The sequence below is a fragment of the Roseibium litorale genome, from assembly GCF_014842915.1.
Classification (GTDB): Bacteria; Pseudomonadota; Alphaproteobacteria; order Rhizobiales; family Stappiaceae; genus Roseibium; species Roseibium litorale.
In genome coordinates this window covers 21,055-45,345 of sequence record NZ_JACYXI010000009.1, presented here as the reverse complement: position 1 = coordinate 45,345, position 24,291 = coordinate 21,055, and the positions used below count along the sequence as shown (strand labels likewise).

Here is a 24,291-nt window from a genome sequence, read left to right as displayed (position 1 = left end):
ATCCTGATGACCCTTGCCAGCATGACCGGTTTTGCCCGGGTTCAGGGAGAGGCGGGTGTGGTCCGCTGGACATGGGAGCTGCGGTCGGTCAACGGCAAGAACCTGGATATGCGCCTGCGCCTGCCAGCTGGCCTTGAGGAGCTGGAGCCGCGCATCCGCGAGCGCTGTGCCAAGGTGCTCCAGCGCGGCAATGTCTCCATTGGTCTTTTCATGCAGCGTGATCAGGGCGAAGCGGTCCTGACCATCAACCAAACCGCTCTGGATGCGGTTCTGGCGGCGGTCGGCCTGCTGCGCCAGCGCCTTCCCGATGTTGCTCCGCCGACGCTCGATGGCATCCTGGCGCAGAAGGGCGTCGTCGAGCTGAAGGAGCCGGAAGAGGACCCCGCCGTCCGGGAGGCGCTTCTCGCCACGCTTCTGTCGACGCTGGACGAAGCTCTTGGGGCGCTGGTAGGCATGCGCCGGTCCGAAGGCCATGCCATCCGGGACATAATCCTGGGGCAGGTGGATCGCGTCGCGGGACTGACCGCCCGCGCCGAAAGACTGCCAGCGCGCCAGCCTGAAGCGATCCGTGCCCGTCTTGCCGCTCTCGTGGCCGAACTGATGGACGCGTCCGCCGGAGCGCTCGACAGCCAGCGGCTTCATCAGGAAGCAGCTATCCTGGCAACCAAGGCAGATATCCGCGAAGAGCTGGACCGTCTGCACGCGCATGTCACTGCCGTGCGCGAGCTTCTGGCCGCGGGCGGGGCCATCGGGCGCCGCCTGGATTTCCTGGCGCAGGAATTCAACCGCGAGACCAATACTCTCTGCTCCAAGTCGAATGATGTCGAGCTGACGACGATCGGGCTTGACCTGAAGGCCGTGATCGATCAGATGCGCGAGCAGATCCAAAACCTGGAGTGATCCGAATGTCCGATGCGACGTCCAATGGCCGGCAAGGCATCACGGTGAGTGCCGATGCGGCGGAAGAGTCCCGCCGTGGCCTTATGCTTGTGCTGTCGTCTCCCTCAGGAGCCGGCAAGTCGACCATTGCCCGGCTGCTTCTGGAAAAGGAAGACAATCTGGCTCTGTCCATTTCCGTTACGACCCGCCCGCGCCGGTCGAGCGAAGTGGATGGCGTGCATTACAGGTTCATCGATGCCAAGACCTTCGAGCACATGAAGGAAGATGGCGAGCTGCTGGAATGGGCGGAAGTTCACGGCAACTATTACGCTACGCCGCGCGGCCCGGTAGAAAATGCCATCGAGAACGGCAAGGACATCCTGTTCGACATCGATATCCAGGGCACGTTCCAGCTCTATGAGAAGATGCGCGAAGATGTGGTCTCGATCTTCATCCTGCCGCCGTCCATCGCCGAAATGAAGTCGCGCCTGCGCCGCCGTGCGGAAGACAGCGAGGAAGTGATTCTCCGCCGCCTGAAGACCGCCGTTGGTGAAATGCGTCACTGGTCTAAATATGACTATGTGGTCGTCAATGACGACCTCGAACGCGCTTACGAGAACGTCCGCGCGATCCTCAAGGCCGAACGTCTGAAACAGTCCCGCTCGCCCGCGATTGGTCCGTTGATCGACGGCATGGTGGGGGATCTGGAAGAGGCGCTTAAGGACCTCGATTGAGGTCTCTTAAGGCCTGGTTTGAAAAGAGCGTTGGCCAGCCGCGCCCTCGTCCGCCGTCAGCCGTAGCTGCCGATATCGGTTTTGATCGAGAAGTGCAGCCGGGCCTGATCTGCGCGGTAAAGAGCGGAGAAATACTCCAGATAGACGCCGCTCTTGATGCTGGAGCGCGATTCGATCCGCAGCAGGGCTGTGCCTGGCTCAACGTCCAGAAGCTGAGCTTCTTCCTCGCTTGCATTGGCCGCTTCCACCCAGCGTTCGGCGCCTGTGAAGACTATGCCATAGTGGCTTTCCAGCATGCCATAGAGCGATTTGTAGTTTTCGCAGACCTCCAGAAAGCCGGGAACCTTGTCGTCGGCCAAGCTGCTTTCGACGAGAATGCGGGGAACGCCATCCACACTCATGACGCGGTTCAGGAAGACGGTCTCCTGATCTTCACCGAGTTCCAGAAGCTTGCGGACTTTGGGGCAGGGCTTGCGGCGTCCCGATGACAGAATCCGCCGCGTCACTTGCCGGTTGCGCATGTCGTGATCGCCGGAGAAGCCGATAACGCGGCCCACGAACTCGGTTTCGTCACGCGGCTGGGAGACGAAAGCGCCGCGTCCCTGCTGACGGTAAATCAGCCCCTCGCCGACAAGCCGGCTCATGGCCTGGCGCACGACGATGCGTGATACGCCATAAATGTTGCAGAACTCGGCTTCGCTCGGCAGCTTGTCGCCGGGATTGAGGCCCTCTGCCGAGATCATTTCAACGATTGCAGCCTTTACCTGGACCCATAGCGGGATCTTCAGGCCATGCCTGTCTTCTGACTGTGCTTGCAACAAGTCTTCCCGCACACTCTGTCTCCTCCGCGAGCATTGTCAGAAACTCAGCCGCCACTCTTATCTGATACAGCGCGGGCAAAGCTTGAGGTTCAATAAACTTCTATCCTCTGTGCTTCGAGATGCTCAGAATTTCAAGCCGTGCCTGGCAGGATAGACGTTTAAATGGCTACGCATTTGCGTAAGCTTCTGCAAAAGCTTGGCAAAACCGCGGAGACTTTGCGCAGAGCCGCGAACGCAATGCACATCCATCCGCATGCCGGCATGGATATCATGGGGCGGCAAAAAGGTGCATGGGGCCGGGTGCAGGCGGGCCCCGCTTCGAGCTTTCATGTCATGTCCTCCCAATCCGGCGCTCTTGGGCAGCCGGCCTGAAACTTTCGATTGGCGTCCTGTCTGCGGATCTGATTTTGTGACCCTAATCCTTATTGACAGCCTTCCCGAAGTCTCATAGCTTCAACTTATTATAACAACCTTGCATCAAGCAAGGGGAAGGGCGGAGATAATATCCGTCAAGAGGGGGAGGCTGATGCGCAAGAGGAGCTGCATCAGGGGTCAGGAGGATATTTCCATGCGATCAAGCTATGCTTGTGATGGCATATGGGGCGTCAGATCCGACGTCACATAACTGAAATCGTCTTCTAAGTAACTTGTATGTTAGTTGTCAGTTGGGCTCTTTTTCTTTCTGGCTTCTGAGCGTACGTGCGGCTGTGCTTCGGTGAGTTCAGTCGCCGCATATATGATGAATATGTCAGATCCGGTGGAACCGGAGCCTTTGGGAGGAGGAGCGGCATGCTGGAATTGCGAAATGTCAGCCGCGCAGTCGGTGGGGCTGATCATATCCGCAACGTATCTCTGGCGCTGGAGCGGGGCACGCTCAACGTGCTGCTGGGGCCGACCCTTGCTGGTAAGACTTCCTTGATGCGGCTGATGGCCGGTCTCGATGAGCCGACCTCCGGAACAGTTCATTTCGATGGCGCCGATGTCACCGGCCAGCCGGTTCAACGCCGCAATGTGGCGATGGTTTACCAGCAGTTCATCAACTATCCGGCGCTCACGGTTTATGAAAACATCGCATCTCCCCTGCGGATCCAGGGGCGGGACAGTGCAACCATCGACCGTGAGGTGAAGCGGGCGGCAGAATTGATGCGCCTGACACCTTACCTCGACCGCACACCGCTGAACCTGTCTGGCGGCCAGCAGCAGCGCACCGCACTGGCGCGCGCCATGGTCAAGAACGCCAGCCTTGTGCTGCTCGACGAGCCGCTCGCGAACCTCGACTACAAGCTGCGCGAGGAGCTTCGCGAAGAATTGCCGAAGATCTTCGCCGAATCCGGAGCCATTTTCGTCTATGCGACAACCGAACCGCAGGAAGCGCTGCTTCTTGGCGGCAACACGGCGGTGCTGAGCGAGGGGCAGATGGTCCAGTTCGGCCCGACGGTCGATGTCTTCCGCCGTCCGGTGAGCCTGATCAGCGCCCGCACCTTTGCGGACCCGCCGCTGAACACGCTCAGCGTTGAAAAGAAAAACGGGCGGATCTCGCACGGCGAAGCGGTCACGTTTCCTGTCCCTGCTCATCTCCAGCATTTGCCGGACGGAGCCTACACGATCGGGATTCAGCCCCACCATCTGACGACCCGTGCCACTACCCCGCACACCGTCTCCATTCACGCCCGCGCCATCATTACAGAAATCACCGGGTCCGAGAGCTTCGTCCATTTCACCTTCGCCGGAACGGACTGGATCATGCTGACCCCTGGCGTTCTGGAACTCGATCCGGACGACGCGGTGGAAGTGCTCTTCGAGCCCACGAACCTACTGGTCTTCGATATGGAAGGCCGGGCGGTCGAATATGAATTCCACACGGCGGCCTGAAGGAGACGCTCATGGCAGAGATTACCTTCGATGGCATCCGGCACTCCTACTATCCGGACCCGCAGAAGCCCGAGGATTTCGCGCTGCGCGAAATCAACCACACGTTTGAGGATGGCGGCGCCTACGCGCTGCTGGGGCCTTCGGGCTGCGGCAAGACCACCTTGCTGAACATCATTTCCGGCCTGCTGCATCCCTCGCACGGACGGCTGCTTTTCGGATCAACGGACGTGACGGACCTGTCCACCCAGGAGCGGAACATCGCCCAGGTGTTCCAGTTTCCGGTGGTCTACGACACCATGAGTGTCTACGACAATCTGGCCTTTCCGCTGCGCAACCGGAATGTGCCCAAGGACGCGGTCGACGCCAAGGTCAAGGAAACCCTGGAGATGATCGGGCTTTCCGAAGGGGCACACCGCAAGGCTCAGGGTCTGACGGCTGACCAGAAGCAGAAGATTTCCCTTGGGCGCGGTCTCGTCCGGTCGGACGTCAACGCGATCCTCTTCGATGAGCCGCTGACGGTTATCGATCCGCACATGAAGTGGGAACTGCGGTCCCAGCTCAAGAAGCTGCACCGCCGTTTCGGCTACACCATGATCTACGTGACCCACGACCAGACCGAGGCACTGACCTTCGCGGATCAGGTCGTGGTCATGTACGAAGGGCAGGTGGTGCAGATCGGAACGCCGGCTGAACTGTTTGAGCGTCCGATGCATACATTTGTCGGCTATTTCATCGGTTCGCCGGGCATGAATCTTCTGCCGGTCCGCACGGAAGGCCGCACCGCCCGTATCGGAGATCAGTCGGTGGAACTGCCGGGCGCTGCTCCCGATCTTCAGGGCTGCCGGATCGATCTCGGCGTCCGGCCGGAATTCACCCGCATCAGCACCACCGGTCTGCCGGTGCAAATCCGCAAGGTCGAGGATGTCGGCCGCTACAAGATCGTCCGCGCCGTTCTGGAAGGGCAGGAGATCGCAGCGCTTGCTGGTGAGGACGAGGCCCTGCCTGCCGATCCGCATGTGCAGTTCGATCCTGCGGGAATAAACCTTTATGCCGATTCCTGGCGCGTTGATCTGGGGGCCTGAGTGATGAACAAGACCTGGAACAACAAAGCCTGGTTCATGGTTCTGCCCGTGCTGGTTCTGGTCGCCTTCTCGGCGGTGATCCCGCTTATGACGGTGGTGAACTATTCGGTTCAGGATACGTTCGGCAACAACCAGTTCTTCTGGGCCGGCACCGACTGGTTCATTGAACTTCTGGAGTCGGACCGGTTCTGGGAGGCTCTGGGCCGGAACCTGATCTTCTCGGTGATCATCCTGCTGATCGAAGTGCCTCTCGGCATCTTCATCGCGCTGAACATGCCGAAGAAGGGCCTCGGTGTTCCCTTCTGCCTGGTCTTCATGTCGCTGCCACTGCTTATTCCGTGGAACGTGGTCGGGACCATCTGGCAGGTGTTCGGTCGTGTAGACATCGGCCTGCTCGGCTACACGCTCTTTTCGATGGGCGTCGACTACAACTACGTCAGCAACGTTTCAGACGCCTGGATCACCTTGATCGTCATGGACATCTGGCATTGGACGAGCCTTGTTGTCCTGCTGTGCTATGCCGGTCTGGTGTCCATTCCCGACGCCTATTTCCAGGCGGCCAAGATTGACGGCGCCTCGCGCTGGTCGGTGTTCCGCTACATCCAGCTGCCCAAGATGAAGCGGGTGCTGCTGATCGCCGTGCTGCTGCGCTTCATGGACAGCTTCATGATCTATACAGAACCCTTCGTCGTCACGGGCGGCGGTCCTGGCAACTCGACCACCTTCCTGTCGATCGACCTCGTCAAGATGGCGATCGGACAGTTCGACCTTGGTCCGGCTGCCGCCATGTCGCTCGTCTATTTCCTGATCATCCTGCTGTTTTCCTGGGTCTTCTACACGGTCATGACCAGCCATGACGGCGAGACCGGGAAGGGAGGTGAACAATGACCGCGCAAGCCAAACAGACGCAGGGGCGGAGCTTCGCCTGGCTCGTTCCCGCGCTCTACATCTTTTTCCTGCTCCTGCCGATCTACTGGCTGGTCAACATGAGCTTCAAGACCAATACGGAGATCACGGGCACCTTCTCGCTCTATCCACACGAGCCGACGCTGCGCAACTACGCGGTGATCTTCACCGATCCGTCCTGGTACAGTGGCTATATCAACTCCATCATCTATGTGGTGATGAACACGGTGATCTCCGTGGCGGCAGCGCTGCCGGCAGCCTATGCCTTTTCCCGCTACCGGTTCCTTGGTGACAAGCATCTGTTCTTCTGGCTGCTGACGAACCGGATGGCTCCGCCTGCGGTCTTCGCCCTGCCGTTCTTTCAGCTCTATTCCGCGTTTGGGCTGATCGATACGCATATCGCCGTGGCCCTGGCCCATTGCCTGTTCAACGTACCGCTGGCGGTCTGGATCCTGGAAGGCTTCATGTCCGGCGTGCCGAAGGAAATCGATGAAACCGCCTATATCGACGGCTATTCGTTCCCCCGGTTCTTCATCAAGATCTTCACGCCGCTGATTGCCAGCGGGATCGGTGTGGCAGCTTTCTTCTGCTTCATGTTCTCGTGGGTCGAGCTCTTGATCGCCCGCACGCTGACCACGACCGATGCAAAGCCGATCGCCGCGATCATGACGCGCACGGTCTCCGCCTCCGGCATGGATTGGGGCGTTCTGGCAGCCGCTGGCGTGCTGACGATCATTCCGGGCGCCATCGTGATCTACTTTGTCCGTAACTACATCGCCAAGGGCTTTGCCCTGGGCCGCGTCTGACGGGAGGACCTCATATGGACTTTTCATGGATGGCCTGGACGCTGCCGACGGCGCTGTTCTTCCTGACTATTCTTGCTCTGCTGACCGGAATGGCGGTGTGGGAGTATTTCTCCCCGGGGGGCAATCCCCGCTACGGCATCCTCAGATTTGAGACGACACGGGGGGACCGCCTGTTCATCTCCCTGCTCGGAGCAGCTTTCATACATCTCGCTTGGCTGGGTCTTGGAGGCCCCAGCCTGTGGTGGGCGCTTGGCCTGTCGGTGGTCTACGCGATCGGCGTCTTCCGCTTCGTCTGAGGCAAGCGCAATAGGGCCGGCGGCAAGGAGGCCGCGGCCGGAATGGCAAGTGAATGCAATCGCAACCTTGGGAGGAATATATGCGACGGCACCTACTTATGACATCGGCGGCGATGCTGCTGGTCTATTCCAGTTCCGCATTTGCGGGGATGGAAGATGCAAAGAAGTTCCTGGATACCGAGATCGGTGATCTCTCCGCGCTGGACCGCGGTGCGCAAGAAGCGGAAATGCAGTGGTTCATCGATGCCGCCAAGCCCTTCGCAGGCATGGAAATCAAGGTGGTTTCTGAAACCATCACCACGCATGAATACGAATCGAAGGTTCTTGCGCCGGCCTTTACCGCCATTACCGGCATCAAGATCACCCATGACCTGATTGGCGAAGGCGATGTCGTCGAGAAGCTGCAGACACAGATGCAGTCGGGTGAAAACATCTATGATGCCTATATCAACGACTCCGACCTGATCGGGACCCACTGGCGCTACCAGCAGGCCCGTTCGCTGACCGACTTCATGGCCGGCGAAGGCAAGGACGTCACCAACCCGAACCTCGACATCGATGACTTCATCGGCAAGTCCTTCACCACGGCCCCGGACGGCAAGCTCTACCAGCTTCCCGACCAGCAGTTCGCGAACCTTTATTTCTTCCGCTACGACTGGTTCAACGACGAAAAGAACAAGGCAGACTTCAAGGCGAAATACGGCTATGAGCTCGGGGTTCCGGTCAACTGGTCGGCCTATGAGGACATTGCGGAGTTCTTCACCGGCCGTGAGATCGACGGCAAGAAAGTCTATGGCCACATGGACTACGGCAAGAAGGATCCGTCGCTCGGCTGGCGCTTCACCGATGCGTGGCTCTCCATGGCTGGCAACGGCGACAAGGGCATTCCGAATGGTCTGCCGGTCGACGAGTGGGGCATCAAGGTCGACGAAAACTCCCGCCCGGTTGGCTCTTGCGTCGCCCGGGGCGGTGACACCAACGGCCCGGCTTCTGTCTACGCCATCGAGAAGTATCTCGAGTGGATGAAGAAATATGCTCCGGCTGCGGCTCAGGGCATGACCTTCTCGGAATCCGGTCCGGTGCCCTCGCAGGGTGAAATCGCCCAGCAGATGTTCACTTACACCGCCTTCACGGCCGACTTCGTCAAGCCGGGCCTGCCGGTGGTCAACGAGGACGGCACGCCGAAGTGGCGCTTTGCTCCGAGCCCGCATGGTGTCTACTGGAAGGACGGCATGAAGCTCGGCTATCAGGACGCCGGGTCCTGGACGCTGATGAAGTCCACGCCGGATGACCGTGCGAAAGCCGCCTGGCTCTACGCGCAGTTCGTCACTTCCAAGACCGTCGACGTGAAAAAGAGCCATACCGGTCTGACCTTCATCCGCCAGTCGACGCTGGATCACCCGTCCTTCACCGAACGGGCGCCGAAGCTGGGCGGTCTGATCGAGTTCTACCGCTCGCCGGCCCGCCTGCAGTGGTCACCGACCGGTACCAACGTTCCGGACTATCCGAAGCTGGCACAGCTGTGGTGGCAGGCGATCGGTGACGCATCCTCCGGTGCGAAGACCGCTCAGGAAGCCATGAACTCGCTCTGTGAAGAGCAGGAAAAGGTCATGGCCCGTATCGAACGCTCCGGCATCCAGGGCGACATCGGTCCGAAGCTGGCCGAGGAACACGATCTTGCCTACTGGAACGCTGACGCGGTCGCCAAGGGCAACCTTGCCCCGCAGCTGAAGATCGAGAACGAAAAAGAAAAGCCAATGACCGTCAACTATGACGAGCTCGTCAAGAGCTGGCAGAAGTAACGGCTGATCTTGATCAGACCAGAAAAGAGCAGGCCCGCCGGAAGGCGGGCCTCAGACTGCTGACAAACCTCACCACCGCGCTTTCCCGGACGTAGCGAAGCGAAGATCCGGGATCTCTTATCTATTTATTCTATTGAAAGAAATAGGGTTTTTGGGCAGGTCCCGGCTCAAGGCCGGGACGGCGCGGAGAAAAATCCTGAAGACTTGGGTTTGCCAGCACCCTCAGGCCCGGCGGAAACGCCGGGCCTGTTTGGGTTTATGCGGTTGTGGCTTCGCCCAGTTCCAGCTCAACGACATTCAGCCAGTAAGCAACCCCATAGGGGATGAGGGCGTCGTTGAAGTTGAACATCGGCGTATGGACCATGGCAGCCTCAGGGCCATCGCCGTTGCCGATCATGACATAGGCCCCTGGAACCTTTTCCAGCATGAAGGAAAAGTCCTCGCTGCCGCCAAGTGGCGGAGCCTTGGGGTCGACCATCTTCTCGCCAAAGGCATTGGAGGCGGCCTGGACTGCAATCGCCGTGTTTTCCGGCGTATTGATTAGCGGCGGATAGCGGCGGGTGTAAATGACCGCTGCCTCCACATCCTGTGCTTTCGCGCAGCTGCAGGCCAGCTTCTGGATCTTGGTTTCCAGAATATCGCGGACTTCAGGCCGGTAGCTGCGCGCGGTGCCGCGGATGGTGACTTCAGCCGGAATAATGTTCGGGCTGTTGTAGTCACCGCCGCTGATGTGACCCACAGAAATGACAGCTGCGTCGTTAGAGGGCACCTTGCGGGAAAGCAGCGACCCAATGGACGCGATAAACTGTCCGGCGGCAATGGTCGGGTCAGTGCCAAGGTGCGGCATGGCGCCGTGGCCACCTGTGCCCTTGAAACGCACTTCCCAGGTGTCGCCCGCTGCCATGTACGGCCCAGGACGCGTGCTGGTAAAGCCCAGTGGCTCTTTCGGCGCATTGTGAACGCCATAGACCGCATCACAAGGGAATTGCTCGAACAGGCCATCCTGGATCATCACCCTTGCACCCCCGACGCCTTCCTCGGCAGGTTGGAAGATGAAGTGGATTGTCCCGGCAAAGTCCGGATTGCTGGCGAGCTTTTCCGCAGCACCGAGCAGCATGGTGGTGTGGCCGTCATGACCGCAGGCATGCATCTTTCCCGGAACGCTTGAGGCGTAGTCGAGGCCGGTCTTTTCTTCGATGAACAGGGCGTCCATGTCTGCTCGGAGACCGATGACACGCTGTCCCGGCCGTTTGCCCTTCAAGGTGCCGATGACGCCTGTCTTGCCGAGACCGCGATTGACCTCCATGCCGAGGGAGGTCAGAAATGCTGCAACAATGTTGCCGGTTCGCACTTCCTCGAAAGCTGTTTCCGGATGCTGGTGAATATCCTGGCGGATCGCGGTCAGACGCTGAAGAAACTCTGTGTCTTGCTGAAGGGACGCGAGGTCTGGCTTGGTCATGGGATGCTGTGATCTTTATTGTTTGCTGGTCGTGAGCGTGCTGGCCATATGGGCCAGGCCATGCAGAAAAATGGCGCTGATGAAGACCGGCACGGTGATGGCGATGAAAATGAGCGGCATATCAAAGGATTCCGCCATCGTGTTCAGGTTCCGCATCAGGAAGGAGCGGGAGGTATTCATGCCGGGGCCGAAAATCGAGTACCAGAGGATTGGCGCGAGGAAGATGAAAACACTCGCTCCGCGGAAGAAACTGGTGATCAAGTTCAAGGCCGGGGAGAGCTTGCGGGGCAGTTTAACAAGGGCCGGGTCGAACCCGATCTTGTAGGAAACGCTTGCCCCCAGAAGGCCCACCCAGACCATGCAGTAGCGGGCCACTTCCTCAGTCCAGGCGGGCGGGGCCGAAAAGCCGTAGCGGGCTAGAACCTGCAGGCAGATGGCCCCAACCATGATGGCCAGAAAGACAATGGCGGTTCCCCGTAGAAGCTCGTCGACGGCGTCGCTAGCGACCATCAGGGCTTTTGCTATGGATTTCATGACTTTTTCCTACGGGGCTTCGCTCAATTTGCGGCTGGCTTGATGAAGTCGATCGTTTCCTGGGGCACGGTTTTCGCCCAGACGGACTTGGTGGCCTCAACGAACTTCTGGCGTTCGCCTTCCTCAAGCGGCGTGATTTTGATGCCGCCGTCGACGATTGCCTTCTCGAAATAGGCGGCCTGTTCCTGCGCCCATGCGCGGTTGGCGGCGATGCCGTCTGCCGTCGCCTGATCGACCCAGCCCTTTTCCTCGTCGCTCAGGGACTGGTACCAATCGTCGGAGATCATCGCGACTTTTGGGACCGGACCTGCGTCCAGCGGGGTGAAGTACTTGAGCAGCTCGACCTGACCGGCTGCAACGACGGTCGAAGGCGGATTGAGGTGGCCGACGGCAACGCCCGTCTGAAGCGCATTCGGGGTTTCTGCCCAGCTGACAACAGTCGGACGCGCGCCCCAGCTTTCGAAGAACTGCAGCTGATCACCGTTCTGGGCGCGCAGCCGCATGTCCTTGACGTCTTCGAATTTCGTGACCGGCTTCTCGTTGTTAAAGAGGCCGAGCGTGCCGCCACGCATGGGGAAACCGACGATCCGCACGCCGTGAGACGCCGCTTCCTCGTTGATCTTGCCGAGAACATTGGACTGTTCGACCGTCTGGTCGAAGTCTGCCTCGTCGGACATCAGGAACAGGATGAACAGACCACGCGCGGTGTCGGACACCTTGAACAGGCTGCCGCCATTGCCGACGTTGACGTTGATCAGGCCTTGCGAGGTCTGGTCGAGGCGGTCCGATTCCTTGCCCATGGAATTTGCAGGATGGATTTCGGTCTCGACACCATGCTTGGCAAGGCTTTCTGCAAAGCCATTGATGAAGACATACTCGGCATCGTTCTTGAGATCTTCATTGCCAGCGAAGGCAATAACGACCGGATCCATTGCGAAGGCCGGGGCGGTCAGAGCCATCAGGCTCACGGTGGCGGCCATGATCATTCTTTTCATTGGTTTTCTCCTCTTGGAAGGGTTAGCCCAGAAGGCCCAGATAGCGCGGCAGGGCCAGCGAGATTTCGGGGATGAAGATCAGAGCGCCAAGCAGGAAGAGCTCGACGATCAGGAAGGGCAGCGTCGCCCGCACAAGGCGCCAGTAGCCGATGTCAACCACCGTCGTCAGGATCAGCAGCACGCCGCCCAGTGGGGGGGTCAGAAGGCCGACGGTCAGGTTGAAGCCGACCAGAATGCCCATATGCACCGGGTCGACACCCATTGCGATCGCGGGCGGGATCAGAAGCGGACCGAGCAGGGCAACGGCGGCTTTCACGTCCATGATCATTCCGGCCAGGAGCAGGATCAGGTTCAGTACCAGCATGTATTCGACCGGGCCGAGACCGAGACCGGAAATAAACTCCGCAAGCTTCTGCGGCAGATGCTCCAGAGAGGTCAGGTAGCCGAAGGTGGCGATGGCAACCAGCAGGATGAAAACGGCGCCAGACAGGATCACTGTCCGGTTACAGGCTTCGTAAACATCCTTGAGCGTCAAACGCTTATAGATCAGGCCGACGGCAAGAGCGGCCACGCAGGCAACGCCCGCAGCTTCCGCCGGTGTCATCCAGCCGAAGAGAACGCCACTCAGGATGATAACGGGCAGCGAGAGGGCCGGGAGGGCCGCGATCAGAGAGCCGAAGAAGGGCGGGATATCCGCCTTGTTACCACCTGGATGACCTTCGCGATGGGCGATGATGCCGTTGACGGCCATGAGCACGGCGGCCAGCAGCAGGCCCGGAACGACACCCGCAGCAAAGAGCGCGACGACGGAGGTGTTCAGGAGGGCTCCGTAGAAGATCAGGATGATCGACGGTGGAATGATCGGTCCGATGATCGAGGAGGCCGCAGTGATGGCCGTGGCATATTCCCGGCTGTAGCCCTGCTTTTCCATGGTGGGAACGAGCGTGTTGCCAAGGGCTGCAGCATCCGCAGTAGCGGAACCGGAAATGCCTGCGAAGAACACAGAGGTCAGGATGTTTACATGCCCGAGGCCGCCTTTGAACCGTCCCATGATCGACATGGAAAAGCGGATCAGGGCATCGGTGACACCGCCCCGGTTCATAAGCTCGCCGGTCAGGATGAAGAGCGGCATGGCCAGAAACGCAAAAAGGTCGAGCTGGCTCATTGCCCGCTGGGGCAACGCTGCCAGGTAGCGGGTCTTTTCCAGGGAGATGAATGCGAGGATTGATGCGCCCCCGACAAAATATGCGATTGCCGCTCCGGAGAAGAGCGCTGCGAAGAGAAACGTGAACGGCAAAATGGGCATGTCGAACTCCTTTGATTGAAGTCAAAAGAATTTCGGACTTGCGCACAACGCAATAAATTTACGTGGTCCATTCATATCAGCTATGACATGAATTGATTTTATGAGGGTATTTTTCATATGAGCCTCTCAAATTGGCGGAACTGCCTTAAAAATGAACATTTGAAGGCATCGGAAATGGCGAACAGCGTGTACAGGTCAGGCCGCTACGCAATTCTCTAGGCAGGGGAGTGCCGCTTTGGACAAGATCAACCTGCACCGGCTGCAGATCTTCCGGACTGTTTTTGAAACGCTCAGCGTGACCGAAGCTGCGCGCAAGCTGAAGCTTTCCCAGCCGACCGTGAGCCGGCATCTGGCTCTGTTCGAAAAAGAGCTGGAGCTGAACCTTTTCGACAATGTGCGCGGGCGGCTGGAGCCCACGTGGGAGGCGCACCGCCTCTATGACGACAGCAACGGGCTTTTCGAACGGCTCCAGACTGTTGGGTCCAGCGTCGAGTCCATTCGCCGCGGTTCTGGGGAAGCGCTTAGGATCATGGCGTCAAACGCCTTGTGCATGTCCATTCTGCCCACAGCGGTGGGCCGTCTCTACCACGAGATCCCCGATCTGGACATTCTGGTGGAGGGGGGAGGCTTGCGGGCGCAGCTGGAGGCGCTTCGGGAGGGAACCATTGACGTCGGGCTTGGCGGCACGGTAGCAAGTTCGGCGGATCTCAGGCAGACCATTATCGGGCGCCTGCCTTTGGTGGCCGTGGTGCCGCTCACTCATGCTCTTGCCCACCGGACGGTCTTTGATCTCCGTGAGCTGGAGAACCATGAAAGCGTGATGCACAATCCGAATGCCCCGATGGGCTCGATGATAGAAGAGAGCCTTGAGCAGCGCGGCATTCAGCCGAGGCGGGCGCTGTCCTCGTTCACGATCCCCTTTGCGATCGGTCTTGCCCGCCACAGCCGCCTGATCACGATGGTGGACTGCATGACGGCATCATTCTTTGCGGGGGAGGACATGAAGATCATCCCCTTGTCCAAGCCGCTCCATGTGGATCTTGCGATGCTGGAGCTGTCCCGCAAGCCATCGAGACGAAGCGCTATCCTTTTCAGGGATGCTTTGGCCGATGCCTATCGCAAGGCCTCAAAGGCCTTCGTGTATTGAGTTGACGAGAGAGACGGGCAGTGCCCAGCCGGCTCAGGGAGCCAGCAGGGTCTGTCCGGCAAGGTCAGCATCCTCTCTGGAGAGGACGACCTTGTGACCTGAAACGGAGGCCGCGCCGCTGGCGACAAGGGCCAGGGCTCTCGGATAGATCTTGTGTTCGACGGTCAGCACGCGCGCACCGAGGCTCTCGGGCGTATCGCTGTCGAGAACAGGGACAGCCCCCTGGATGATGATCGGGCCGTCATCCATTTCGGCGGAGACGAAATGCACCGTTGCCCCATGGAGTCGGACGCCGGTCTCCAATGCCCGCTCATGGGTGTGCAGCCCTTTGAAGGAGGGCAGCAGGGCGGGGTGGATGTTGATCATCCGGTTCTTCCAGGCATTGACCAGGAAGGGGGTGAGCAGGCGCATGAAACCGGCAAGGGCGATCAACTCGATTCCACGGGAACGCAGGAGTGCATCCATGTCCCGCTCAAAGGCTTCCCGGTTTCCCTTGTAGTTACGATGGTCGAGGACCGCGGTTTCAATGCCGAAACCGGCAGCGCGCTCAAGGCCGCCAGCATCCGGATTGTTGGAAACGACAAGAGCGATTTCGGCAGGAAAGGCAGGGTCTTGAGCTGCGGAAATCAGGGACAGCATGTTGCTGCCCCGGCCGGAGATCAGAACGGCGACCTTCTTGCGCTGGGTCATGCGGAAAAGCCCAGCGAGCCTTCGAACGCCACGCGTGCTTCGCCCGCCTTGGTCATGGTGCCGATGCGGAACACGGTTTCACCTTCCCCGGTCAGGATCTCAGCGACCTTATCGGCTTCTTCGGCCGCGACGACAACAACCATACCGACGCCGCAGTTGAAGGTTCTGAGCATTTCCTTTTCGGCCACGCCGCCAGCCTGAGCCAGCCACTTGAAGACGGCAGGGGCCTTGATGGTGTTGAGGTCGATACGGGCGGAGCAGTCATCCGGAAGCACGCGCGGCAGGTTCTCCGGCAGGCCGCCGCCGGTGATGTGGGCCAGCGCCTTGATGCCGGTGGTTGCCTTGATGGCAGCCAGAAGCGGCTTCACGTAGATCCGGGTCGGGGTCATCAGCGCTTCGCCGAGGCTCTTGCCCGGCTCGAAGGGCGCATCTGCTTCGAAGGACAGGCCCGACAGCTCGACGATCTTGCGCACCAGCGAATAACCGTTGGAGTGAACGCCGGAGGAGGAGAGGCCGAGAAGGACGTCGCCTTCGCCAATATCCCGGCGCGGCAGGATTTCTCCGCGCTCGACAGCACCGACGGAGAAACCGCCGAGGTCGTAGTCTTCCTTGGCATACATGCCCGGCATCTCTGCCGTTTCGCCGCCGATCAGGGCGCAGCCTGCCAGCTTGCAGCCATCGGCAATACCGGCGACCACATCGGTCGCGGTGTCCACGTCCAGCGCGCCACAGGCGAAATAATCGAGGAAGAAGAGCGGCTCGGCGCCCTGAACCACCAGATCGTTCACGCACATGGCAACGAGGTCGATGCCGACCGTGCGGTGCTGCTTGGTGTCGATGGCGATCTTCAGCTTGGTGCCGACGCCGTCATTGGCTGCGACCAGGATCGGATCCTTGAAACCAGCGCCCTTGAGATCAAACAGGCCGCCGAAACCGCCGATGTCGCTGTCTGCGCCCGGACGGCGGGTCGCCTTGACCAGCGGCTTGATCCGTTGGACCAGTTCGTTGCCTGCGTCAATGTCGACGCCTGCGGCAGCGTAGGTCAGACCATTTTGTCCCGAGGGCGTGGATTGGCTCATGGCGGCTCTCCGGTTGCCGTGCATCTGTCTGTGTGCCCGCGCATACAGGCTGGCGCTCCGGAAAACAAGAGGGAGGCCCGCTTTCAGCGCGCTTTGGACACGTCTTTAAGCAGGGGTTTGCTAGCCTTTTTCCGCAAACCGCTGTCAGTGGGTGCGGACGGGGCGGACAGGCGAAGCAGCGCCGAGCATGCCTTGCGGGCTTGACCTTCCCCCCGGGGTCTCCCTAAGTGCAGAGGGAGAGGGGCGGCCGTCCGCCCCGGATGTCGAACCGGAGCTCCGAGCCTGTCATGACCCTACGCCGCCAGCTGCAGTTCTGGGCCATTTCGCTGATCGCATTCATTGCGTTTTTGATGGTCTTTTCACAGGTCCTGCTGCCTTTCGTGGCCGGGATGGCCGTGGCCTATCTGCTGGACCCTGTCTGTGACCGGTTGGAGAAGTTCGGCATGAGCCGTCTTTGGGCGACGCTCACGATCCTGCTGGTATTTGTCGCGCTGCTGGTCTTGTTCTTCATTCTGCTGCTGCCGGTTCTGGGCAATCAGCTGTCCGGCTTCCTGCAGAAGCTGCCGGAGTTGGTAAACAAGCTGCAGGGGCTGCTGTCCAGCAACATCGGCGAACGGATTTCGCACCTGACGGGTTTCCAGATCGGCGATCTCCAGTCTTCGATGGGCGATATCATCAAGCAGGGTGCGTCCTGGATCGGGGAGCTGATGCAGTCGGTCTGGAGCGGCGGACAGGCACTGGTCTCGGCGCTCTCCCTTCTCGTCGTGACCCCCGTGGTCGCGTTTTATCTGCTGCTCGACTGGGACAACATGGTCGCCCGCATCGACAGCTGGCTGCCCCGCCCGCATGTGAACCAGATCCGGGAACTGGCTCGCGAGATGGATGGGGCTGTCGCCGGGTTTGTTCGCGGGCAGGTGTCAGTCTGCTTTCTGCTTGGGCTTTTCTACGCCATTGGCCTTGCGCTCACCGGCTTGAATTTCGGTCTGCTGATCGGCATTGGCGCAGGCCTCGTCAGTTTTATCCCATTTGTCGGGGCCAGCCTTGGATTTATCGTGTCCATGGGCGTCGCACTGGTGCAGTTCTGGCCGGATTGGACCATGATTGCGGCGGTCGCACTGGTCTTTGCGGTTGGCCAGTTCCTGGAAGGCAATGTGTTCCAGCCGAAGCTGGTGGGCGAAAGCACGGGCCTTCACCCGGTGGTTCTCATGTTCGCGCTGTTTGCCTTTGGATATCTCTTTGGATTTGTGGGGATGTTGATCGCCGTTCCCGCAGCCGCCATGATCGGCGTGCTTGCACGCTTTGCCCTAAGGCAGTACCTAGCGAGCTCGTTGTACACCGGAACAGGCCGCATTTCGGCGGCCCCTGAGGAATAGGCGCGTATCATGGCGGAGACACCTCGCCAGTTGCCTCTGGACCTGCCGCATGAGCAGGCGCTGGGACGGGAAGATTATCTGGTCGGCAGATCCAACCGGGCGGCCTACGAGCTGCTTGAGCGCTGGCCCGATTGGCCATCCCCCGTCATCATGCTGGCTGGGCCTGTGGGCTCCGGCAAGAGCCATCTGGTCGAAGCCTGGCGGCAGGACACGGGCGCCGCGGTCATCGCGGCAGCCGATCTGACCGAAGGCTATGTCGAAGCTCTCGTCGCTGCGGGGGCCGTTGCGGTTGAGGATGCCCACAACGGTATCAACGAGACAGCCTTGTTTCATCTCCTGAATGCTGCCCGCCAGGCGGATGTCCGCGTGCTGATCACGAGCCGCACCTGGCCTGCCTCCTGGAACCTCCGCCTGCCGGACCTGATGTCGCGCCTGAGAGCGGCGACGCCGGTGGAGATTGAGGAGCCTGATGACGATCTCCTGCGCCAGGTGCTGGTGAAGCTCTTTGCCGACCGGCAGCTGGCGGTGGAGCCTTCCGTGGTGGAGTATCTGGTGGTGCGCATGGAGCGCTCGCTTGGCGTTGCCTGCCAGGTGGTGGAGCGGCTTGACCGGGAAGCGCTGGCTGGACGTGTCAAGATCACCCGTCCGTTGGCCGGGCGGGTATTGGAAACAGTGTATAACTGACCGGCGCGTGCCATTCGGTGGCGCCTGGCTTCTGGGCCTTGCCGCTCCGGCGCGCTAGAACGAAGGTCCAGACGGACAAACGGCCTTAAGGCCGCCTGCCACTGAGGAGACCGGGGTGAACGAGAACGTCGATCTGTCCCAGCCTGTGGAGACTTCCAACGGAACCTCCGCAGCTCTTGCGCCGGAAGTGATCCCAAGCGCCGAAGGGTTGATGGAGTCTCCGGCCCGGTTCATCAACCGGGAAGTCTCATGGCTTCAGTTCAATCACCGGGTTCTTGAAGAGGCGATGAACTACAACCATCCGATCCTGGAGCGGTTGCGGTTCCTGTCCATCTCGGCCAACAACCTCGATGAATTCTTCATGGTGCGCGTGGCGGGCCTTCGCGGCCAGCAGCGTGCGGAAGTGACGAACCTTTCCGACGACGGCCTGACGCCGACCGAGCAGCTGGAAAAGGTTTCGGAAGCGGTCCGCCGCCTGCAAGCCTCCCAGCAGTCGATCTGGCGCGAACTGCGCGGCGAAATTTCCGACAAGGGCATCAATATCCTCGACGCCAAGGCCTTGACGCCGGAAGACCTGAACTGGCTCGAAGACCATTTCCTTTCCTATATCTTCCCGGTTCTGACGCCCCTGGCCATTGATCCGGCCCATCCGTTCCCCTTCATTCCCAACCTCGGCTTCTCGATCGTTTTCGATCTGGCGCCTGTCGCTGGCGGGCGGGGTATGATCGCGCTTTTGAGAATTCCCGGTCAGGTGGAACGGTTTGTCCGGCTGCCGGACAGCGCGGAAGGCGCGACCCGCTTTATCGCCATCGAACGGGTGGTGAGCCTGTTCATCGGGCGCCTGTTCCCAGGCTATGAAATTAGAGGCAAGGGCGCGTTCCGCGTTATCCGCGACAGCGATCTGGAAATTGAGGAAGAAGCCGAAGACCTGGTCCGCCTGTTCGAAAGCGCGCTGAAGCGGCGGCGGCGGGGCTCCGTGATCCGTCTCGAGATTCAGGACACGACACCGCCGTCCCTGCTGGAGTTCGTGGCTCAGGCGCTGGCGGTGCGGGACAAGGAAATCTTCCTGGCCGATGGCCTTCTGGCGCTCAACAACCTGTCGCAGCTGGTGGATCTGGAGCGCAGCGATCTGAAGTTCGAGCCTTATACCGCTCGCTTCCCGGAGCGTATCCGCGAGCATGGCGGGGATTGCTTCGCGGCCATCCGGCAGAAGGACATTGTCGTTCATCACCCCTATGAATCCTTTGACGTGGTGGTGCAGTACCTGCGCCAGGCCGCTCAGGATCCAGATGTGGTGGCGATCAAGCAGACGCTTTACCGTACGTCCAACAATTCGCCCATCGTTAAGGCCCTGGCCGAGGCCGCCGAAGCCGGCAAGTCCGTGACCGCCCTTGTGGAACTGAAGGCCCGGTTCGACGAGGCTGCTAACATCATGTGGGCGCGGGATCTGGAGCGGGCAGGGGTGCAGGTCGTCTTCGGCTTCATCGAGCTGAAGACCCATTCCAAGCTCTCTATGGTGGTCCGCCGCGAGCATGGTGAGCTGAAGACCTATTGCCACATCGGAACGGGCAACTATCACCCGATCACGGCGCGCATCTATGAGGATCTGTCCTTCTTCACGGATGATCCGGGCATTGCCCAGGAAGCCGCGCGCATCTTCAACTACATCACAGGCTATGCCCGTCCGGGCGAGTTGAAGCAGCTGGCCGTGTCGCCCGTGAACCTGCGATCGCGCATGCTGGAGCTGACGGAAGCCGAGATCGCCCATGCCAAGGCCGGGCGCCCGGCGCAGATCTGGATGAAGATGAACTCGCTGGTTGACCAGCAGATCATCGACAGCCTTTACCGGGCCAGCCAGGCCGGCGTGCAGGTGGATCTGATCATCCGCGGCATCTGCTGCCTGCGTCCGGGTATTCCGGGTCTGTCGGAGAACATCCGGGTCAAGTCCATCGTCGGCCGGTTCCTGGAGCACAGCCGCATTTTCTGTTTCGGCAATGGCCACGGTCTTCCGTCTCCCGAAGCCCATGTCTATATCGGCTCCGCCGACATGATGCCGCGCAACATCGACCGGCGTGTGGAAGTGCTGGTGCCGCTTCTGACGCCGACCGTGCATGAGCAGGTGCTGGATCAGATCATGGTCGCGAACCTGAAGGACAACCAGCAGAGCTGGAGGATCCTGTCCGACGGCAGCCATCAGCGTGTTTCGCCGGCTGCCAATGAAGAACCCTTCAATGCCCATCAGTACTTCATGACAAATCCCTCACTCTCCGGACGCGGCAAATCCCTCAAGAGCAGCCGCCCGCGGCCCTTCGTTCAGCGGCCGGGATCGGCCTGATGGGAGGAAAGCTTCCCCCCGCCCGCGGCCGTCTGAATGGCTCTGGTCCCATCGCCGTCATCGACATCGGTTCCAACTCCGTCCGTCTTGTGGTCTATGAGCGCCGCTCGCGCACGCCGACAACCCTGTTCAACGAGAAGGTTCTCGCCGGGCTGGGCCGGGGTGTTGCCGCAACCGGCAAGCTGGCGGAAGCTTCGGTCGCCATGGCGCTGACGGCTCTGAGACGGTTCCGCTCCCTCTGCGATCACATCGGCATCGAGAGCCTTTATGTGATTGCAACGGCGGCGGCACGCGACGCCTCCAACGGCCCCCAGTTTGTACGTGAGGTCGAGGCGATCCTGGATGTGCCGGTGCGCATTCTGGACGGCGGTGAGGAAGCCTATTATTCGGCGCTCGGGGTGATTGCCGGCGTTTGGAAGCCGAGCGGCATTGTCGGCGACATGGGCGGCGGCAGCCTCGAACTGGTCAAGGTGGACAGCCAGACGCCCCATGGCGGCCAGACCTTTCCCCTCGGTGGCCTGAGGCTTCAGGAAGAGTCCGACGGCAAGGTTCTGAAGGCGCGGAAGATCGCCGAAGACAGCCTGGCCAATTACGCCTGGCCGGAGCTGGAACCCGGACAACGGAATTTCTACGCCGTCGGCGGAACCTGGCGCTCGCTGGCCCGCATGCACATGACCATGCATGGCTATCCGATGCATGTGATGCACAATTACGAGATGCCAGCCTCCGAAGCGCTGGATTTTTGCCGCCTCCTTATGGAGCGCGGCGTGGACAGCCTGGAATTTGCCAATGCCATTTCCAAGCAGCGCCGCCCCTTGCTGCCCTTCGGGGCGGTGGTCATGGATGCGGTTCTGCGCGGTATGAACGCGGACAAGGTGGTGCTGTCGGCTGCCGGTGTGCGCGAAGGTTTGCTGCACGAGAACCTGCCGCCGGAAATCCAGAACCAGGACCCGGTGGTGGAAGCTGCCCGTGAACTGGCAATTCTGCGCGCCCGCTCACCGGAGCATGCCGAGGAGCTGATTGCCTGGACCGACAGCATCTTCCGCGAGCTGAAGATTGACGAGACGGACGGAGAGCGGCGCCTGCGCCATGCGGCCTGTCTTCTGTCGGATCTCGGCTGGCGCGCCCATCCCGATTACCGGGGCGAGCAGAGCCTGAACATCATCGCCAACGCCACATTTGTCGGCGTCGATCACCCGGGCCGCGCCTATCTGGCAGCTGCCGTTTTCTACCGCCACCAGGGCCTGGGCGAAGGGGCACTGTCCCCTGCGATCCGGGCGCTTTCGACGGACCGGCTGCGTGAGCGCGCGCGGATTCTGGGCGCAGCCCTCAGGGTCGCCTCGGTCCTCAGCGCCTCGATTGCCGGTGTCCTGCCGCAGACATCGGTGCTGGCAGATGACGAGGTGGTTCTCCTGCGCCTTCCTGCCAGCCTTGCGCCGCTCGACGGCGAACGGATCCGCAAACGTTTCGCCCAACTGGCGAAACTCCTCGGCACCAAAGGCATGATCGCCATTCTGCCGGCGTGAGGGGGCGGCAATCAAGGGCGAATTGTAACCTTAGTTGGTCAACCAGCGAAACGCCCGGCGTAGAAACGCTTGTCCGTCATAAGTGATAGGCGGGCCGTGTGCTATGATCACCTTTTCCGCAGGCCACGCGAAAATATGCCTGAGAGATTTTCGCGCAGCGTGGCGGTCGGTGAAGGCGACCCGGAATTTTCGTGGCACCGTAGGTTCTGCTGCTGTCATCAGGTCCAGCCAGGCCACAACCGCCCGCCAGCCTTTGAACCACCCGCGCGGGAATTGTTGTATCAAATCAGTGAAAATCGCGGTCCTGCTCTGGCGGTGAAAGAAGGCGACTTCGGTTGTGATCCGATTGCCCCACATGACCGCGTGGTCAATCTCTCCTGCCCAAGCTGCGATCGGACTATCGCCGAATTGGCCGTCAAACCTGATATCCTTGCGTATTTCTGGCAATCCAGGCGGAGCGTAGACCTTGGCGTCAGGATATGCGTGCACCCAATCGCCAAGGAATGTGTGATGGAGGGAATTGGGAGGAACCAGATAGTGCACTTTGCCCAGCATCTCGACTTCGGTGCGTAGACCGCCCGTAAGCGCGGTTGGCGACCAGATAACCAGATCGTTGTTGGTCAACCTGACAACGGCCATGCGGGTTGGGTAGTGAAATCCGGCAGCTGCCGCGATCGTTGGCCCGTCCGTAATCCATATATTCGGGCCGAACTCTTTTAGCATTCCGGTCACCCATAAATATTTACATATGTATAAATTTATACAATTGTGTAGATATGGCAATCCTGAAGCGAACGGAAAGATCCCGAATTCTCATCCTCAACGCTGCCGATGCGGCGTTCCGGGAGAAGGGAATTGCTGCGACCTCGGTTGAGGAGATTGCGATGCGTGCGGGACTGACCCGCAAAACGGTTTACAACTTGTTCGCCTCAAAGGACGAAATCGCCCTGCAGCTCATCGCCCGCACGGAGGCAAACGACGCGCCCTATCGCGATCGCATAGCGGCTGGCGAGGATATCTCTCTTTTGCTCGAAGACGTCTTTCTCGACAGCGCACGCTGGTGCATGGCAAACCCCTCGCTTGCGAAGCTGGAGCTTGCCCCGCTTGAACGGCCATCCCTCGAACCGCCTCCAAACCGGCCATCATTCCAGCGTCTTGTCAGTGATATTCTGATCCTTGGCCAACAGCAGGGTGTCATTCGCAAGGATGATGACCCTAATTTTATGGCGCTCGTTCTTCTGGGGATCTACGGGCAGGCGATGCTCTCATTCCTCGCCAGAGGGCAGCTGAATGAAGACGAAATCAGGCACATCATCCGCATTGTTGTCGAAGGAATAGGAGAGCGTTCATTGAGGTGATGCGCTTCGTCACACGAGGCTGTGACTGTAGGGAAAAATCACCAGTAATGAACTCTCAGAGTTGTTTCCACCGCAGAAGTCATTTGCATGAGCCTAGTAGCTTGGGCCGCATACGCTTACGGTATACGGGCGGCGGCTTTCTGCCGGTTTAAAGGTGTGAAGCAGGGGGTACGTATCGCGCTATGCTTGGCGATGTCTCCCTTGGTTCACTTAGGCTTTCCCGCAAGCAAGCAAAGCCAGATGGACGAGCCGGCCTCTCCACGCGGTCATCCCCGGCTCGACCGGGGATCCAATGCCTGTCTCCTAGGATGGGAAGACAGATGCACCTGAAAGGGATCTCCAGACGAAAAAACAGCCCTCTGGCCGCTGCCCGACTGTGGAATGGATCCCGCGTCAAGCGCGGGATGACGGCGGGGGAAAGGCCGGGTTCCTGATCCAACGCCCTTGAGAACAGGGATAATGACGGCCGGTGCGTTTGAACCTTGAACCGCGCCATTCAAGCGGTTGAGAACCTGATTTGTAATCAGGGGGTTGAAGCCCACACAATGTGCCAAAAGCCACTTATCATCACCTTCATTTATAGCCTGACCTTGCCCACATATCTTGA

Annotated in this window: 22 protein-coding genes; 14 read left to right on the top strand and 8 right to left on the bottom strand. The window is 60.1% G+C overall.

Features of this window, described 5'->3' with window-relative positions:
* Window positions 1-6: 6 nt before the first annotated feature.
* Window positions 7-900 carry a YicC/YloC family endoribonuclease gene (locus tag IG616_RS14430; protein ID WP_192148867.1) on the top strand — a complete coding sequence of 298 codons (894 nt, stop codon included), beginning with the start codon at window positions 7-9 and terminating at the stop codon, window positions 898-900.
* Between the two features lie 5 nt (window positions 901-905).
* A complete protein-coding gene (gmk, locus tag IG616_RS14425; protein ID WP_192148866.1) occupies window positions 906-1,613 on the top strand; it encodes a guanylate kinase in 708 nt (235 codons plus the stop codon).
* Between the two features lie 56 nt (window positions 1,614-1,669).
* Here gmk and IG616_RS14420 read toward each other — a convergent pair whose 3' ends face one another.
* Window positions 1,670-2,431 (bottom strand): GntR family transcriptional regulator, encoded by a 762-nt coding sequence (locus IG616_RS14420; RefSeq protein ID WP_192148865.1) that lies wholly within the window; start codon window positions 2,429-2,431, stop codon window positions 1,670-1,672.
* Between the two features lie 792 nt (window positions 2,432-3,223).
* On the opposite strand from IG616_RS14420, the gene IG616_RS14415 reads away from it, so the two are divergent.
* The 6 genes from IG616_RS14415 (at window position 3,224) to IG616_RS14390 (ending at window position 9,198) form a co-directional block, all read left to right on the top strand.
* Entirely contained in the window at window positions 3,224-4,306 is a 1,083-nt protein-coding gene (locus tag IG616_RS14415; protein WP_192148864.1) for an ABC transporter ATP-binding protein, read from the top strand.
* A gap of 11 nt (window positions 4,307-4,317) precedes the next feature.
* Window positions 4,318-5,388 carry an ABC transporter ATP-binding protein gene (locus IG616_RS14410; RefSeq protein ID WP_192148863.1) on the top strand — a complete coding sequence of 357 codons (1,071 nt, stop codon included), beginning with the start codon at window positions 4,318-4,320 and terminating at the stop codon, window positions 5,386-5,388.
* A 3-nt stretch (window positions 5,389-5,391) separates the two neighbouring features.
* On the top strand, window positions 5,392-6,276 hold the full coding sequence (locus IG616_RS14405) for a carbohydrate ABC transporter permease (RefSeq protein WP_192148862.1): 885 nt from the start codon (window positions 5,392-5,394) through the stop codon (window positions 6,274-6,276).
* Window positions 6,273-7,100, top strand: a complete 828-nt coding sequence (locus IG616_RS14400) for a carbohydrate ABC transporter permease (RefSeq protein WP_192148861.1) — start codon at window positions 6,273-6,275, stop codon at window positions 7,098-7,100. Before IG616_RS14405 ends, IG616_RS14400 begins: the two co-directional genes overlap by 4 nt.
* A gap of 14 nt (window positions 7,101-7,114) precedes the next feature.
* Window positions 7,115-7,396: a DUF2160 domain-containing protein gene (locus tag IG616_RS14395; protein WP_192148860.1), complete on the top strand. Its 282-nt coding sequence runs from the start codon at window positions 7,115-7,117 to the stop codon at window positions 7,394-7,396.
* An 80-nt stretch (window positions 7,397-7,476) separates the two neighbouring features.
* Window positions 7,477-9,198, top strand: coding sequence for an ABC transporter substrate-binding protein (locus tag IG616_RS14390; RefSeq protein WP_192148859.1), 1,722 nt, complete (start codon window positions 7,477-7,479; stop codon window positions 9,196-9,198).
* A gap of 256 nt (window positions 9,199-9,454) precedes the next feature.
* On the opposite strand, the gene IG616_RS14385 is transcribed toward IG616_RS14390, so the two are convergent.
* From IG616_RS14385 to IG616_RS14370, 4 genes are read right to left on the bottom strand one after another with little or no spacing between them, the layout of a single operon-like run.
* Window positions 9,455-10,657: a M20 aminoacylase family protein gene (locus IG616_RS14385; protein WP_192148858.1), complete on the bottom strand. Its 1,203-nt coding sequence runs from the start codon at window positions 10,655-10,657 to the stop codon at window positions 9,455-9,457.
* A gap of 15 nt (window positions 10,658-10,672) precedes the next feature.
* Entirely contained in the window at window positions 10,673-11,191 is a 519-nt protein-coding gene (locus IG616_RS14380) for a TRAP transporter small permease (RefSeq protein ID WP_192148857.1), read from the bottom strand.
* A gap of 23 nt (window positions 11,192-11,214) precedes the next feature.
* On the bottom strand, window positions 11,215-12,186 hold the full coding sequence (locus IG616_RS14375; protein ID WP_192148856.1) for a TRAP transporter substrate-binding protein: 972 nt from the start codon (window positions 12,184-12,186) through the stop codon (window positions 11,215-11,217).
* A gap of 22 nt (window positions 12,187-12,208) precedes the next feature.
* Window positions 12,209-13,492 carry a TRAP transporter large permease gene (locus tag IG616_RS14370; protein WP_192148855.1) on the bottom strand — a complete coding sequence of 428 codons (1,284 nt, stop codon included), beginning with the start codon at window positions 13,490-13,492 and terminating at the stop codon, window positions 12,209-12,211.
* A 235-nt stretch (window positions 13,493-13,727) separates the two neighbouring features.
* On the opposite strand from IG616_RS14370, the gene IG616_RS14365 reads away from it, so the two are divergent.
* Window positions 13,728-14,639 carry a LysR family transcriptional regulator gene (locus IG616_RS14365; protein WP_192148854.1) on the top strand — a complete coding sequence of 304 codons (912 nt, stop codon included), beginning with the start codon at window positions 13,728-13,730 and terminating at the stop codon, window positions 14,637-14,639.
* Between the two features lie 33 nt (window positions 14,640-14,672).
* On the opposite strand, the gene purN is transcribed toward IG616_RS14365, so the two are convergent.
* A complete protein-coding gene (gene purN, locus IG616_RS14360; RefSeq protein WP_192148853.1) occupies window positions 14,673-15,329 on the bottom strand; it encodes a phosphoribosylglycinamide formyltransferase in 657 nt (218 codons plus the stop codon).
* Window positions 15,326-16,408, bottom strand: a complete 1,083-nt coding sequence (gene purM, locus IG616_RS14355; RefSeq protein ID WP_192148852.1) for a phosphoribosylformylglycinamidine cyclo-ligase — start codon at window positions 16,406-16,408, stop codon at window positions 15,326-15,328. The genes purN and purM overlap by 4 nt, the downstream gene beginning before the upstream one ends.
* Before the next feature lie 287 nt (window positions 16,409-16,695).
* Between purM and IG616_RS23155 the strand changes: the two genes are divergently transcribed.
* The 4 genes from IG616_RS23155 to IG616_RS14340 all read left to right on the top strand — a co-directional run bounded on the left by IG616_RS23155 (window position 16,696) and on the right by IG616_RS14340 (window position 22,326).
* Complete coding sequence (locus IG616_RS23155) at window positions 16,696-17,781, top strand: AI-2E family transporter (RefSeq protein ID WP_246476249.1); 1,086 nt, start codon at window positions 16,696-16,698, stop codon at window positions 17,779-17,781.
* Between the two features lie 9 nt (window positions 17,782-17,790).
* Window positions 17,791-18,465, top strand: a complete 675-nt coding sequence (locus IG616_RS23150; protein WP_246476248.1) for an HdaA/DnaA family protein — start codon at window positions 17,791-17,793, stop codon at window positions 18,463-18,465.
* A 211-nt stretch (window positions 18,466-18,676) separates the two neighbouring features.
* Window positions 18,677-20,800 carry an RNA degradosome polyphosphate kinase gene (locus tag IG616_RS14345; RefSeq protein ID WP_192148996.1) on the top strand — a complete coding sequence of 708 codons (2,124 nt, stop codon included), beginning with the start codon at window positions 18,677-18,679 and terminating at the stop codon, window positions 20,798-20,800.
* Window positions 20,800-22,326, top strand: a complete 1,527-nt coding sequence (locus IG616_RS14340; protein ID WP_192148851.1) for a Ppx/GppA phosphatase family protein — start codon at window positions 20,800-20,802, stop codon at window positions 22,324-22,326. Before IG616_RS14345 ends, IG616_RS14340 begins: the two co-directional genes overlap by 1 nt.
* Window positions 22,327-22,356: 30 nt before the next feature.
* On the opposite strand, the gene IG616_RS14335 is transcribed toward IG616_RS14340, so the two are convergent.
* Window positions 22,357-23,049 (bottom strand): DUF4336 domain-containing protein, encoded by a 693-nt coding sequence (locus tag IG616_RS14335; RefSeq protein WP_192148850.1) that lies wholly within the window; start codon window positions 23,047-23,049, stop codon window positions 22,357-22,359.
* A gap of 53 nt (window positions 23,050-23,102) precedes the next feature.
* Between IG616_RS14335 and IG616_RS14330 the strand changes: the two genes are divergently transcribed.
* On the top strand, window positions 23,103-23,684 hold the full coding sequence (locus IG616_RS14330) for a TetR/AcrR family transcriptional regulator (protein WP_192148849.1): 582 nt from the start codon (window positions 23,103-23,105) through the stop codon (window positions 23,682-23,684).
* Window positions 23,685-24,291 lie beyond the last annotated feature (607 nt).

Coding starts and splice junctions, on each gene's coding strand:
- IG616_RS14375 (WP_192148856.1), bottom strand. CDS start 12,186: ATGAAAAGAATGATCATGGCCGCCACCGTGAGCCTGATGGCTCTGACC.
- purM (WP_192148852.1), bottom strand. CDS start 16,408: ATGAGCCAATCCACGCCCTCGGGACAAAATGGTCTGACCTACGCTGCC.
- IG616_RS14405 (WP_192148862.1), top strand. CDS start 5,392: ATGAACAAGACCTGGAACAACAAAGCCTGGTTCATGGTTCTGCCCGTG.
- IG616_RS23155 (WP_246476249.1), top strand. CDS start 16,696: ATGACCCTACGCCGCCAGCTGCAGTTCTGGGCCATTTCGCTGATCGCA.
- IG616_RS14415 (WP_192148864.1), top strand. CDS start 3,224: ATGCTGGAATTGCGAAATGTCAGCCGCGCAGTCGGTGGGGCTGATCAT.
- IG616_RS14380 (WP_192148857.1), bottom strand. CDS start 11,191: ATGAAATCCATAGCAAAAGCCCTGATGGTCGCTAGCGACGCCGTCGAC.
- IG616_RS23150 (WP_246476248.1), top strand. CDS start 17,791: ATGGCGGAGACACCTCGCCAGTTGCCTCTGGACCTGCCGCATGAGCAG.
- IG616_RS14345 (WP_192148996.1), top strand. CDS start 18,677: ATGGAGTCTCCGGCCCGGTTCATCAACCGGGAAGTCTCATGGCTTCAG.
- IG616_RS14395 (WP_192148860.1), top strand. CDS start 7,115: ATGGACTTTTCATGGATGGCCTGGACGCTGCCGACGGCGCTGTTCTTC.
- IG616_RS14330 (WP_192148849.1), top strand. CDS start 23,103: ATGGCAATCCTGAAGCGAACGGAAAGATCCCGAATTCTCATCCTCAAC.
- IG616_RS14400 (WP_192148861.1), top strand. CDS start 6,273: ATGACCGCGCAAGCCAAACAGACGCAGGGGCGGAGCTTCGCCTGGCTC.
- purN (WP_192148853.1), bottom strand. CDS start 15,329: ATGACCCAGCGCAAGAAGGTCGCCGTTCTGATCTCCGGCCGGGGCAGC.
- IG616_RS14340 (WP_192148851.1), top strand. CDS start 20,800: ATGGGAGGAAAGCTTCCCCCCGCCCGCGGCCGTCTGAATGGCTCTGGT.
- gmk (WP_192148866.1), top strand. CDS start 906: ATGTCCGATGCGACGTCCAATGGCCGGCAAGGCATCACGGTGAGTGCC.
- IG616_RS14370 (WP_192148855.1), bottom strand. CDS start 13,492: ATGCCCATTTTGCCGTTCACGTTTCTCTTCGCAGCGCTCTTCTCCGGA.
- IG616_RS14390 (WP_192148859.1), top strand. CDS start 7,477: ATGCGACGGCACCTACTTATGACATCGGCGGCGATGCTGCTGGTCTAT.
- IG616_RS14410 (WP_192148863.1), top strand. CDS start 4,318: ATGGCAGAGATTACCTTCGATGGCATCCGGCACTCCTACTATCCGGAC.
- IG616_RS14430 (WP_192148867.1), top strand. CDS start 7: ATGACCCTTGCCAGCATGACCGGTTTTGCCCGGGTTCAGGGAGAGGCG.
- IG616_RS14335 (WP_192148850.1), bottom strand. CDS start 23,049: ATGCTAAAAGAGTTCGGCCCGAATATATGGATTACGGACGGGCCAACG.
- IG616_RS14385 (WP_192148858.1), bottom strand. CDS start 10,657: ATGACCAAGCCAGACCTCGCGTCCCTTCAGCAAGACACAGAGTTTCTT.